Origin of the sequence: Schlesneria paludicola DSM 18645 (assembly GCF_000255655.1) — a bacterium.
Lineage (GTDB): Bacteria > Planctomycetota > Planctomycetia > Planctomycetales > Planctomycetaceae > Schlesneria > Schlesneria paludicola.
The window spans coordinates 974,716-987,270 of the sequence record NZ_JH636436.1; the positions used below are offsets into that span (position 1 = coordinate 974,716).

The 12,555-nt window shown below is 56.1% G+C and carries 10 protein-coding genes; 5 read left to right on the forward strand and 5 right to left on the reverse strand.

The genetic code is table 11. From position 1 onward, the window contains the following. Window positions 1-267: 267 nt before the first annotated feature. The 3 genes from OSO_RS0137710 to OSO_RS0137730 all read right to left on the reverse strand — a co-directional run bounded on the left by OSO_RS0137710 (window position 268) and on the right by OSO_RS0137730 (window position 4,784). The gene (locus OSO_RS0137710; RefSeq protein ID WP_010587917.1) at window positions 268-2,409 is read right to left on the reverse strand and encodes a flagellar hook-basal body complex protein; all 2,142 of its coding nucleotides are present in this window, start codon (window positions 2,407-2,409) and stop codon (window positions 268-270) included. Between the two features lie 209 nt (window positions 2,410-2,618). Further along, window positions 2,619-2,987 (reverse strand): flagellar hook assembly protein FlgD, encoded by a 369-nt coding sequence (locus OSO_RS0137715; protein WP_010587918.1) that lies wholly within the window; start codon window positions 2,985-2,987, stop codon window positions 2,619-2,621. A 402-nt stretch (window positions 2,988-3,389) separates the two neighbouring features. After that, window positions 3,390-4,784 (reverse strand): flagellar hook-length control protein FliK, encoded by a 1,395-nt coding sequence (locus OSO_RS0137730; RefSeq protein WP_010587920.1) that lies wholly within the window; start codon window positions 4,782-4,784, stop codon window positions 3,390-3,392. 258 nt (window positions 4,785-5,042) lie between these two features. Here OSO_RS0137730 and OSO_RS50275 point away from each other — a divergent pair, with 258 nt between their 5' ends. The 5 genes from OSO_RS50275 (at window position 5,043) to OSO_RS0137765 (ending at window position 9,469) form a co-directional block, all read left to right on the forward strand. Further along, the gene (locus OSO_RS50275; RefSeq protein WP_010587921.1) at window positions 5,043-5,747 is read left to right on the forward strand and encodes a FliH/SctL family protein; all 705 of its coding nucleotides are present in this window, start codon (window positions 5,043-5,045) and stop codon (window positions 5,745-5,747) included. Beyond that, entirely contained in the window at window positions 5,728-7,044 is a 1,317-nt protein-coding gene (locus OSO_RS0137750) for a FliI/YscN family ATPase (protein ID WP_029247885.1), read from the forward strand. Before OSO_RS50275 ends, OSO_RS0137750 begins: the two co-directional genes overlap by 20 nt. An 85-nt stretch (window positions 7,045-7,129) precedes the next feature. Next, window positions 7,130-7,594: a flagellar export protein FliJ gene (locus tag OSO_RS0137755; protein WP_157606039.1), complete on the forward strand. Its 465-nt coding sequence runs from the start codon at window positions 7,130-7,132 to the stop codon at window positions 7,592-7,594. Further along, on the forward strand, window positions 7,594-8,619 hold the full coding sequence (locus tag OSO_RS0137760; RefSeq protein WP_010587924.1) for a hypothetical protein: 1,026 nt from the start codon (window positions 7,594-7,596) through the stop codon (window positions 8,617-8,619). Before OSO_RS0137755 ends, OSO_RS0137760 begins: the two co-directional genes overlap by 1 nt. Window positions 8,620-8,782: 163 nt before the next feature. Next, window positions 8,783-9,469: a PilZ domain-containing protein gene (locus tag OSO_RS0137765; RefSeq protein WP_157606042.1), complete on the forward strand. Its 687-nt coding sequence runs from the start codon at window positions 8,783-8,785 to the stop codon at window positions 9,467-9,469. Between the two features lie 29 nt (window positions 9,470-9,498). Here OSO_RS0137765 and OSO_RS0137770 read toward each other — a convergent pair whose 3' ends face one another. After that, a complete protein-coding gene (locus OSO_RS0137770; protein ID WP_029247886.1) occupies window positions 9,499-9,972 on the reverse strand; it encodes an Mpo1 family 2-hydroxy fatty acid dioxygenase in 474 nt (157 codons plus the stop codon). A gap of 46 nt (window positions 9,973-10,018) precedes the next feature. Then, window positions 10,019-12,316: a parallel beta-helix domain-containing protein gene (locus OSO_RS0137775; protein ID WP_010587927.1), complete on the reverse strand. Its 2,298-nt coding sequence runs from the start codon at window positions 12,314-12,316 to the stop codon at window positions 10,019-10,021. Window positions 12,317-12,555 lie beyond the last annotated feature (239 nt).

The following is a 12,555-nucleotide window of genomic DNA, read 5'->3' on the forward strand; positions in this document are numbered from 1 at the left end:
GGCCACGGATCGCTACCGTTTCGCTATGCCCTTTTTGGCTTCCGGAATCAAAAGGCAGAAGAAATTCGGTCTCCGTTTGGATTGAAGTGGCCCAGGGGATTTCGTGGCAGGGGCACTTGAGGACATGACGCGCGACACGATGAGCCTGACGCTGGCTCTCGGTGTGGTTTTCGTCGGAAGGCGGTCAACCGGGACCAGAAACGCGAGTCCCGCCATGATTGGAGGAACTCGCGCGCTTCGGGTAACTACGTGGTCAAGAGGTCACGATTAGCGGATCAGGTCGACGGCATCTTGCATCAACTGGTTCGCGACGCTGAATGCCTTCGCATTGACCTGATAACCTCGCTGTGCGGCGATCAGATTCGTGAATTCCGAACCAACGTCGACATTGGAACCTTCCAAGCCACCACTCTGAATCGAGCCGGCTGAACCAGACAGGGGGGCAGAGATCGTCGGTAGACCGGACGCTGTCGAATACAACAGGTAGTTACTTCCCGCGCTAATCAACCCCCCAGGGTTTGTGAAATTCGCGAGCGCTATCTGCGCGATCGACTCGGACTTGCCGTTCGAGAACTTGCCCGTGATGACTCCATCCAGATTGACGCTATAGGTTTCAAGCGTTCCCTGGGCGAAACCATCCTGGTTTGATGCGGTGATGGTTGGGTTCGAGCCGGTTTGATAGATTCCATCCATCTTGTCCGGGGTTCCCAGATTGAGACTGATCTGTTGTGGTGACCCGAAGCCGGCCAGATTGTTGATCTGGAACTTGATGTTGCCGTCACCGTTTGTCCCGCGAACGGCTTCGGTAAAGCCACTGAAATTCGTGGTCGAACCTCCCGTATTGCCCAACGAATCGGCAATCTTGAGCGATAGGGATGTTTGCCCTTGCGAGCTCGCCGAGAAGACAATGTTTCCAGACGAATCCAACGTGGCGACGGCATTGCCGAATGCTGAGTTGATTGCGGTGAGTAGGTCACCGACTGTCGCCGGATTGCCTGTCACCGGATCGAACGCAGGGACAGAGACCGGCGCGATCGTATTGCCTGTGAAGCCGACTCCAGAGATTTGAATCGTATCGGATGGACCGTAGGGTGTCCCGGCGGGAAGATGTTGATCGAGCGATTCAAGCGTAGTCGCTGCCGTGGCAGCGACTCCACCCGTCGTCATCGGATTTTTCGAAACAAGCACTTCGGAGGTGCTGTTGCCCGCGATGCTTTGCAGCGTTCCATCAGAATTGAATGTCACCCCGGCGACGGTGTTATCGAGTCCGAAGCCCGAGATTGTTCCTTCGGACGGATCCATCGATGCGGTAATGTTCCAGCGGTTGTCCGAGATCTTCTGAAATGCGAAGGTCACGTTATGTGGTGTTCCCTGGGAATCATAGACCGGAATCACCGTCGTTGACGTATCGCCCGCTTTGCCCGTTGTCGATTGCACGAAGTTCGAGAATTGGGTCGCCGTGCCAGACGGAGTCGGAATCACGTTTCCCAGCGAAAGGGTGGTCGAGGCGGGGCCCGGTTGATTGGCGGTCAAGACGATGCGACCGGTCGAATCGAGGGTCGCGGTCGAACCTGTGGTTGTGGTTCCCGACAAGAACGCCTTGTTAATCGCCGACAGCAATCCCCCCACGGTGTCCTGGGTGGGGTCGCCCGTCAACGTGTATGTTGCGTTGACTTGTGTGCCATCAACGCGAGTCCCTGAGATCGAGATTTGATCGCCGACGGCATATCCAGTGGGAGTGGTGCTGGAAATGGTTGTCTTGTCGAGCGCATTCAGTGCGGTATTCAACGTTGCGGCGACCCCTCCCGAGACTAACGCTTGGCCGGATGTCAAAACTTGTGCCAGGGGGCCGACTGCGTTTGCGTTCAGATTACCGGTGAATGTCACTTGGGTCGTTGCTGAACCAGGGATCGTTAGTCCTTTCGGAATCTTGATATCGGTGTCGCCCGGTATCTGGAACGCAGGTGTCGTGGCCGTCGCTTCGCCGATGGTCCCAATGCGTTGTAGCTTGGCTCCTGTGGTGGGATCGACCATCGTTCCATTGGCGTCGGCGTTGAACGAACCGAAGCGGGTGTAAACAGTCTGGCCGCCATTGTTGAGAATGAAATAGCCGCCATCCTGAATTGCCAGGTCGAGCGGATTTCCCGTTGGCTGGAATGTGCCTTGTGTCTGATTGGTCGTCGTTCCGGCGACCTGCACACCCATCCCGACTTGCAGAGGGTTCTTACCGCCGGTGACTCCCGTCGGTTGACTACCTCCGCTGAGCAATTGCGAGAATTGGTTCGAGAACAGCAGTGTTTGCGACTTGTAGCCCGCTGTGTTTGAGTTCGCCAGGTTATTACCGACGACACCGAGCATCAATTGATTCGCACCGAGCGCTGAAGAACTGGTAAAAAGAGCCGGAATCATGGAGTAGGACCTTCGCTACGATAAGTGTAATCCTCGTGACGCGATATGCATCACAAAACCAACACTCGTAAGCGGCGTCCTTGCCGATTCCGAATCTATTTATTGAAGTACTTCAATCACCTCGAATTACGAATAAGTTTCTTGATCAAGGCCGAATCGGTCGTTCCGTGACCCATTCCACGCCTTTGCAATTTCAATGTCAGTTGTCGCTAGGCGCCCGTGAAGCCCGTAATCTGACTCAACGAAACGCTGTCTTTACCCACTGTTAACGAAACACTGCCGTTCGACATGTTGACCGCAGAAACGGTGCCCGATGCCGAGGCTCCAGACGTATTCGTGTACGAGATCTGCTTCCCAACCAGGTTGGAACCCTGTGAAATCTCTTGCAGTGTCAACATCTCGCTGAAACTGGTGTTCAACTTTTCCATACCGCTGAGCGTTGAGAACTGAGCCAACTGCGCAAGCATTTGTCCGCTGTCCGTCGGATTTAAGGGGTCTTGCGATTGGAGTTGTTTCACCATCAACTGCAGGAATTGATTCTGATCGACTTGAGAAGTGGCACTGGTTGACGAGGCCATGGAGATTGAGTCCTTTCCAAAAACGCCGAGTCGATTCCTTCACCATTTCCACGTCACTGTCCTTTCATCGAATAAATCGCCTTCGTTTCAACACAAAATTCTGTCGCGCTGACATCCGAACTGAAGTCATCGGCAAGAATTGCCGAAGCGGGGCCTATCGACGCCACGATTCAGGGCACTCGATGCGATCGTGATCACTGCCGCGTGGGCAGACGTGCACGTGATCGGAAGCCGCGCTGACGACGCGTTTCTGCTGAGCATGCCGTGCAGAGAGCTTGAAGCGAAACGTTTGATCAAAGCGGATCGCGCGATTGGCGAACGCTTGTTGAGTTGGCCGTCAGCATGGACCGGCTTGAGCCGCGATCATGTCTCGTTCGGTGAATCGAGATCTGCGCGAGAACCTCAAGCGACGTAATTCAGCAGCCCGCTGTTCGCTCGCGATGTCGTCGTGGCTGCAAGCGGTTGACGCCAAAAACGGGACGGTGGTGTGATTCGAATCGATCCCGTGTGAGATGATCCCTGATCACAAGACGACTGCTGCCCGCCGGACTCATTCGAAGCCTGCATGTCACCGAAGTTCACACCACGCTGCGTCAGAGACTGTCGCAGTTCATCCATCTGGCCGTTGATCAACTGTTGTGTGAGCTGGTCGGCGGCCGCGATACGAATCGAGACGACTCCCTCGTGAACCGACAGATGCACGTCGATTGTCCCTAATTCCTTCTGCTCCAGCCGAATCCGCACCGTTGTCGGACCTTCGCCGGTCGCTTCGTTCAGCTTGTCCGCGATGGCCGTCGAAAGCTGACTGGAAATTGATGACGATGAGTCCGGGCTTGAGAAACGAACATCGGTCACCCCCCCCAGAGTGGGGAAGAACGTCGTCGTACTGATGTGCGGGGCGTCATTTTTCGCAGGAGTTTGCTTTGAGTCGTCACTCGAATCGCGGTCGGCATTCGAGTCAGATTGATTCTGTTCCAGCTGCGAAGAACGCCCACCTGGATTCAGCGTCGACAGCGAAATCATTGATTCAGACAGAAGTCTGGTCCCGTCCACCGATTGGATTTCGCCGGAAGCATTAGACGGACGAACGGAAGCGGATTGGACGGGCTGCGTCACGGGCAGTTCCGATTGTCGAGCGATCACGGAAAGTGTCTCGGCTGCAGCCAGCTGCGGCACTTTCGAATCCGACGGCCGATCGGGGACACTGGCGCTTGGATCGTGCTTTGCCGCTTCGACAGTTGACGGTGATGTTTCCGCTGTCGTCGTTTCGAGAGAGGATTCGGATCCGTTCGACGTGATTGCCGTATTCGTTGTCGGCTTGTTCTTGGCTGAGCCGGCGGGCTCTTCGGACGTCATTCCTACGCCTGGTTGTTTCGAAGTCAGGCCTTTTCCATCGTCGAATGCAACACTGTCGAATGCAACACTGTCGAATGCAACAGGGTGTAGATCGGCCGTTTCTGCCGGAGGTGTGTCGCCCAGCAGGGTGGTCGGCACAAAAAAGTAATTGACGGCCGTCGTATTCAGGTCCTCTTTTGGCTTTTGCACGGGCCACTGATCGTCGTTTGATGACGGCGTTTTCGATGTCTCGCTCACTCCCGTTTCTGCGGGCGCGTCGTAGGCGGATTGGGGCGGCAGAGAAATTCCAATCTGCTGTAACAGTAAGACTTCAAAGGACGAAGTCGCTCCCAAGTTCGAGGTGGAACTGACGGAGTTCGCGCCAAACGACGACGACGCGGATGCGCTTTGATCGACAGGACTGCGATCGGCGATCCGGACTGCGGTGACGGCGGCGACCATGGTCGGGCGAATCCCATCTTGGGCGCCGACTCGTGAGTGGAAATGAATAGCCTGAAGCGAAGGTAGCGATTGTGACGATTACACAGGCGCACCTTCAGCGCAGACCAGTCGTTGCCTTTTGAGCCGAGACGCGATCGAAGCAGAATGAGGTTGGTATATGCAGAGCCACTCGAGTGATCGTGCATTCACTGGCGTGGTCTCAACCGAGAATCGGCAATTTCTGCCGATTTCATGCGCTCGGTATTGGAGCGAACACGAATGATCGAATTCCTCATTCCGCTGAAATTGCCGGTTCGCGCGGCTGAGCTAACGGGCGTGACCGAATCACCGTCGGCGCGAATTCTTCAAGAAAGAGCCAGCTGGGGCACTCGACCTCGGCAGAATCTGCCGAAGGCCGGTGAGAAAACATCGCACCAATCGGCGGAAATTGCCGCTCAGGCCGAACGACTCGAGCAGGAACGACGGAGTCTGCAAGCGGCGGCTGAACAGGAATTACGCGTCCTGCAGGAACAAAGAACGCTTTTCCAGAACGCGGCGCAAGAGTTGAATCGCGTTTCAAAAACCGTCGAACAACAAATGAGCAGCCTGATTCGCGAAGTCCAAGAAGCAACGATCGAATTGGCCCACGCCATCGCTTCCAAATTGGTTTTCGAAGAAATCGACGAAGATCGCTTTCCCATTGCGAACCTGGTGCATGAAGTCGTCAGCCGACTCGAATCCAGTCAGGCTCCCGTCGTTCGGCTTCATCCCGCCGATCTGGCACTGGTCCAAGACCTCTCCACGATTGGAGACTCCAATGGCGACAAATCCATGCAGTTCGTCGCCGACGCCACGCTGGTTCGCGGTGATTGCAAGGCAAAAGCGGGCGAGATCACCGTCGTCTACGAACTTCGTCGTCAGGTCGAGGAAATCCGCCGCGAACTTCTTTCAACGGTAAGTGGACATGCTGAACCTCGAAATTGAACGCCTGGTCCGCGAAATCCGCACATGTGACGGATTTCAGGTGCAGAGCCGCTTGCAGGTCGTTGAAGACGGGCTGGCGTGCGCATTACCGGCGGCATTGGGTGATCAATGCCTGATCATCGAAAAAGGAGGACGCCAGATTCCTGCCGAGGTCATTGGTTTCAAACGCGGGTTGTCTCAACTGGCGCCGTATGAATGCGCTGATGAACTGCGTTCGGGACAACTCGTCCTGCGCTTGCCAGAGCGTCGTTCCGTTCCTGTCGGAAACGGAATTCTCGGTCGGATCTTCGATGGACTCGGCCGACCCATCGACGGCAAAGGGCCCGTACGACCTTCCGAACGTCGCGTCGTCCGCAACACGCCCCCATCGCCATTGCAGCGCGAACGGATCAGCAAGCCGTTCATCACAGGACAGAAGGCCATCGACGGCCTGCTGCTTTGCGGACGCGGACAGCGGTTGGGGATCTTTGCTGGCAGCGGCGTGGGCAAGAGCACGCTGATGGGCGAAATTGCCAAGTCCGCGGAAGCCGACATGAATGTCATCTGCCTTGTGGGCGAACGCGGATGTGAACTTCGCCCATTCGTCGAGGACTGCCTAGGGCAGGAAGGGATCGCCAAGTCCGCGGTCGTCATTTCCAGCAGCGATCAATTGCCCATGATGCGCATTCGCGCCGTCGAGACCGCCATTGCGATGGCCGATTCGTTTCGATCACGCGGAGCCAACGTGCTGTTCTTCCTCGACAGTCTGACACGACTGGCCATGGCGCAACGAGAATTGGGCCTGAGTCTGGGCGAGCCGCCCAGTGCCCGCGGGTATACGCCCTCGGTGTTTCAGATCCTGGCAAACACGGTCGAACAACTGGGCAATTCCGCGACAGGAAGTATCACCGGCTTCCTGACCGTGCTGGTCGAAGGGGATGACCTTTCCGAACCCGTGGCAGATTCTGCGCGTTCGCTGTTGGATGGCCACATTGTGCTCGATCGCAAAATCGCGGAATCCGGTCGTTTTCCGGCCATCAACATTTCCAATAGCGTCAGTCGCGCGTTTCTGAATGTTTCCGATCCGGCGCAGCAAGCGGCAGCACGAAAGATTCGCAACATCATGGCAACCTATGCCGACGTCCAAGACTTGATCCGGATCGGGGCCTATACCAAGGGGACAAGTCCACAGATCGACAAGGTGGTCGAGTTAATGCCTGCTGTGAATACCTTTCTTCAACAGGGGTTACGCGAACGTCGCACACTTCAAGAGACCTGCGCCGCCATGCAACGCCTCGCGATGGCATGGCCCTACTAAAACGACCGTTTCGCCTGTCTCGGCAAGATGACAATCTTCGTTGCATCGCAATCGCAACCTGCTCTTCGCAAACAAGTTTGAGCCGATGAAAAAATTCCAGTTTCGTCTCGAACGCGTCTTTCACTATCACAAGCAGCGGCTGAAGCAGGCAGAACTGCGATTGGCACAGGCAGTGATGGAACGTGATGCCGCTCAGGCCGCCGTCACCGATTGCTTGCGCAGAATTGATGAATCCTGCCAGCTTAACGAATCGGTCGGACAACTGATCAATCCCGCAAGTCGGGCAAATTTTACCGCGCATGTAGAACAACTCGGGGTAATTCTGGCGACCGCACGCGAACGGCTGAAAGTTTCCGAACTGCGATTTCGAGAATCAGAGCGTGTCTGTGCGGAAATCACGCGAGATGTCGAGGGGTTTACACATCTACGGGATGTGCGACGCCAAGAACATCAGGACGAGGTCAACCGCCAGCTACAGATTGAGCTCGATGAAGTCGTCATGCGGCAATGGTCGCGCAACGACGAAGGGCCTTGGGCGGGAACCTCGTAATGAAACTGCTGATCCAGATCGTGCTGGTCGCCCTGGTCATTGGCGGGCTGTCGGCCGGCGGATCGTTCTATTGGCAGCAGAAGATGGCCAAGTCGGCGGTCGTGGCACCAAAGTCCACGGACGACGAGGCGGATTCCGACGCGGACGAAGGCACAGACACGTCCCACGAAGCCGATCGAGCGGCCGAACCGCCCGCGGCGGCTGCGGCTCCTGTTGTCGTGGAATCGCCGCCAGAACCCCCGAAACCCGTCGACGTTCTGCAAACGTTCGGGCCACCCGCGGCCATTCGACCTCCTTATGATCCGAACGCGGATGAGGCCGGCGATTTGATTTCGCGACTACGTGCCCGCGCGGTTTCCACCTCGAAACAAGAACGTCGGGTGATGGAACGCGAAGAGTCGATGAAGTTGATTATCGAAGATTTGCGCATGGTCCAATCTGATGCCTCCCGGTTGCGAAAACGGATGCTTGAAGAGGCCGATATGTCGCTGACCGCAGCCGAAAACCTGCGGCATCTTGTGGAAGCGGAACGCGCGGACAATCAGCGAGCGACCGAAGAAGAACGGGCCCGCATTCAGCAGGATCTTGAAGACGAACGCAAAGTTGCCGACGATCAGATCGAAGAACTGCGCCGTGAGAAAGAAGACGCTGTCGCCGCTGCCGAGGAGGCGCTACGGGTCGCTCGCGAAGAGCAGGAAGAGCTAAAAAAACAACTGGATGCGATTCGGAATCCTCCGCCCGTGATCGATCGCAGTGGATCTCCCGAAGAGACTGCAAATCTCAAAAAGTTGTCGAATGTGATGAATTCGATGCCGGCCGACAGTACGTCGAAAGTGCTGGTGGAACTCGTTGAGAAAGGTCGCACGGAAGCGGTGGTCGCCTTGCTGAACGCAATGAAGCCACGTCAGTCAGCCGAAGTGATCTCGACCATCTCCGAATTGAAACCGCAACTGGCCGCCGATCTGGTGGAACGTCTTAAAAAACTGAAGAAAGAGAATTCGCTGCCGCCTGCTCCTGCGAAATAATCTGCAGGGCAACTCGCGGCCTGTTTTTGATTCGCCGGTGAAGGCAACGGCAGTCGGTTTGATTGTCGTGTCAAAAATGTCTCGTCGGGGAACAATTTAAGGACGCGGACTTCACGGCCGCGTCAGAGTGAGCGTTATGGGGCTACTCACGGCGAAACGTGTCGTGGATTCGATCGACTCGGCGAATTCCCTGGAGTCCGCCAAGGTGCTGCACGAGTGTTGCGAACGCGGCACCTCGTGTCGGTTCAAACTGATTCACAATGGCTATGTGGCGCCTGCCAGGTTTCTCACTCTGAACGGCAGCAATGTTCGATTGCAGTTGTCAGTCGAACACGATGACGAGCCGCTACCCGAGCAAGCAATTGCCTGCATTTCGTTCTCGTATCAATCCAAGTTTTGCGCCATTCTTGGCTGCGTGATCGAAGTTGGCCCCCTCGTCGCCGAATATCAAAGTGTCACGATCTCGATCCCCAAACAGGTGCTGACGACAAATCTGCGGCAATCCTTTCGAGTGCCTGTCGTTCCTGACGCGGGATTGGAAACGCGGATTCTGCTCCCCAACCAGCAATGGCTACCCGTTCAGGCGCGCGATCTCGCCGATTCTGGCATCGAAGTCGAACTCACCGCCGCCGATTGGCCAGAACTGACCGTCGGCACGGCGGTGGCCATCGAACTGCGGTTTCGCGGCGAGACACTCGAGAAGCCCGGAGAAGTGCGTCGCATCAATGCTTCAGGTTTTGGAATTGCATTTGATGACGTGGGGAGCGAATGCGAAGCGCCCCGCGATGCACAATTGGCTCGCATGACGCTCGTCCTTCAACAACTGTGGCTGAAGAATCGGACGAAGTAGCGACCTTCACAAACCAGGCGACAACTCCCTCAATAGGGAATTCCCAGTCGTCGATAAACCGACGACAAGAGCCAGATCGGGCCAATCAACAAGAAGGTCAGATCGGTGAAGAAAGAGGGCTTTTTTCCCTCGATGGAATGCCCAATCGCCTGACCAACCCAAGCGGCCGCGAACAGGACCAGCGCGAACTGCCAGACCGGCATCACGTTGAGCCGCTGAAAGGCGATAATCATTGCGATCACCGCGATTGAGAATGCGAGCATCCCAATCGCCAGTGTCATGGACAGTCTGAAGTAATAGATTAGCGACACGCTGACGACGACCGTCGACCAGTTCAAGTACGGCACCTGATGCATGAACGCGGGTGTTGGAATGTCCCACAACAGCGCGAGAAGGCTAGCGGCAATCATTGGGACGCAGATCCAATGGATCTTTTTGTTCGTCCTGTTTTGATGGCACTCGCCATATTCCGCAAACCATTGATCCGGAGTTTTCTTTCCCATCGCTTCCACTTCTGAATGAACAGACTCGGGCCGTAACAACACGTCGCTATCGATCGTTCGCGACCTGGACCGGCATCGCGCGAATCCATTCCCGAATCAATTCGTTGGCCTGTTGATGTGCCATGTTGCGGGCAAGACTCGGCATGCGTGCCCCCGCTTCTTCCGTTTCCAGTCGGAACATCAGGATCGATTCGTCGGGCCGGCCGGGAATGATGTCGTATCGCCGTCCCCCAGACCCTTTGCCGGCGGCCACCGGCGATTTGAACACACCATACTTCGCGGGATCGAGTTGCGCCGTCCGCAGGTCGAGCCCCGATGTTCGGGCGGAACCGACGGGATTGTGACAATGAGCGCAATTCACATCCAACCACGCTCGGGCACGGTCATCCACCGACCCTGTCGTGGGGTTATCATACTGCGCCATTTTGGCAGACCTGTCTGATGGTGCGTCGTGCAGCAACCCCTTCTTGATCCATTCCGTTATTTGATCGGAATGGTCACCGGGATGGTACGTGCGATTCAGATTCTTGGCGGTGGGCCCCAGCGGCACGAACTTGCCATCCTGGCCGTGGCACACAATGCATTGATTGGCATTTGGAATCTGGTAGTGGTTGGTTTTCAGCGTGCCATCCGCATCCTTCCACGACACGTCGACGCTGCCGCCGCCCAGTCGCAAGTCCGCGTCGGTTTGGGCGTCATTCCAGACGTACGAGTACCCATACCAGCCAGAGGCCTCTCGCAATTCGATACGCGTTTCCACATAACGTTCGCCCGCCGTCTTGTCCGGCTTGGTGTCGGGATAGGCAAACGTTTTGGCGATGACCGTTCCCACGGGAAATTCGAATGCGGCGTCGGCAGTCCACGTCATCCGACTGCCTTCGGGCAGACGGATCGTGCGATGCTTCGCGGTATAGTCCGAAAACAGCGGCGTGTTCAGTTCATAAGGAATCAACGACGGTTCGGCGACGAACGCGCCGTTGACTTCGCGGAACAGTTTCCACTCCGACAGCTTCTTGGGAGCAGCCCGATAAACGGCCACGGCCGGATTGCCGGCACCTGTTGGCGCAGCGTGCGGCTGCAAAGCGACGGGTTTGAGGTGCGCAACTTCCACATTATAAGGCGCAAGACTGCGATCGACACGGTATTTACCTGCAAGCACATTGGCGGGAGTAAAATCGTCAACATGAACATTGGCAAATGTCGCATCTCCGTTATTGCGAATGGCCGATCGCAGCGAATCGGGTTGCTTGCCATCCACCAACTTTCGTTTGTCGGTGATCCCGTCATAGAAGATATCGGGAAAGGGAACCCCGATAAGGGGCGTCAGCAGCGCACTCAGTTGGCCGGATGGCTTCTTTCCGCCGCCCGACATTCGGTTGTCGTGAATGGAGAACGCTTCAGGGTAGGGGTCGTATTTCGCGTCATTCAACTTCCGTTCGGTGATCAGAAAGCTCACAATCATGACATTGCTTGTCTGGTTGCCCTTGATATCGTTATCGAAAATTTCGACTTGATCGGTCGCCATCAACATGACACCCGTCCCGGCAGGAACATCGGCGACCATCGTTCCCAGCGGTGCGAAGTTCTCATGGTTGTTGTCGACGATCTGATTGTGAAACACGCGCACCCCGCCGCCGTTGACCAGATTCAGGCCCGGCAAATCAAAGATCAGTACACCGCCTGTGTTGTCCGTGGCAAGGTTGTCGAAGACATCGGCGTTCACCGTGTTTTCAATCTCGATCCCGGTCACATTGGTACGAGCGGTACACCCCTTGACCACCACATCGCGGCATTGACCACAATAGATTCCTGCATCCGAGGCACCGATCGAGACCGAGTTCTCGATCAGGACATTCCGGCATTCGACGGGGTAAATGCCATAGGCCCCATTGGTCGGCTTGGGGCCGGCGGTCCATTCCACACGCACACGCCGGAATGTGACGTCTCGCGCTCCTAACACCTTGATTCCGTTTCCAACGGTGTCTTGCACCGCCAGGTCCTCAATCACAAACGCGTTGCCCGTTGCCGTCAGGCCGCCACTGCCCGAGTTCTGGTTCTTGAACGACAGGATGGTCTGATCCTGCCCCGCGCCGCGAATCGTGAAGTTGTCGCACACGACATTCAGTTCGGTGTCGAACTCGTATGTCCCCGCGGCCAATTCGATCACGTCGCCCGGAACGGAGTTGATCAACGCAGACTGCAATTCATATTGCGCATCCGCACTGGGTGAAATTCGCGTGATCGATGTCTTGCTTTCAGTACGTTGATCCGCGGCACGTGTGGAAGGTGCCAGTATTGCGAGGCAGCCGAAAGCAACGAAACGTGTCAGAAGTGCTTTGTGCATCTTGTGAATCGCTTTGTAAGTGTGAAACTCGATCCATGAAATACGAATGCCGACTTTGATCGGTCAGACGAATTGTTTCGACGTGCTGCGTTCCAGCATGATCTTTTACCTCGACTTTGTGAAGCGGTGTGCTTCGGCCACAGCGTAACCGTTCACAGCCTGAAGAGAGGGGGGCAAGCACATTTCCCCGGACCATTGGAATCCACAGTGCTTCGACCATCGCAGCTCGGTCCTTAGTC

Excerpts from the sequence above, each read along its gene's own strand:
- OSO_RS0137755 (WP_157606039.1), top strand. The coding sequence starts at position 7,130 with ATGAAAAAATTCCAGTTTCGTCTCGAACGCGTCTTTCACTATCACAAG.
- OSO_RS0137715 (WP_010587918.1), bottom strand. The coding sequence starts at position 2,987 with ATGGCCTCGTCAACCAGTGCCACTTCTCAAGTCGATCAGAATCAATTC.
- OSO_RS0137750 (WP_029247885.1), top strand. The coding sequence starts at position 5,728 with ATGCTGAACCTCGAAATTGAACGCCTGGTCCGCGAAATCCGCACATGT.
- OSO_RS0137710 (WP_010587917.1), bottom strand. The coding sequence starts at position 2,409 with ATGATTCCGGCTCTTTTTACCAGTTCTTCAGCGCTCGGTGCGAATCAA.
- OSO_RS50275 (WP_010587921.1), top strand. The coding sequence starts at position 5,043 with ATGATCGAATTCCTCATTCCGCTGAAATTGCCGGTTCGCGCGGCTGAG.
- OSO_RS0137770 (WP_029247886.1), bottom strand. The coding sequence starts at position 9,972 with ATGGGAAAGAAAACTCCGGATCAATGGTTTGCGGAATATGGCGAGTGC.
- OSO_RS0137730 (WP_010587920.1), bottom strand. The coding sequence starts at position 4,784 with ATGGTCGCCGCCGTCACCGCAGTCCGGATCGCCGATCGCAGTCCTGTC.
- OSO_RS0137775 (WP_010587927.1), bottom strand. The coding sequence starts at position 12,316 with ATGCACAAAGCACTTCTGACACGTTTCGTTGCTTTCGGCTGCCTCGCA.
- OSO_RS0137760 (WP_010587924.1), top strand. The coding sequence starts at position 7,594 with ATGAAACTGCTGATCCAGATCGTGCTGGTCGCCCTGGTCATTGGCGGG.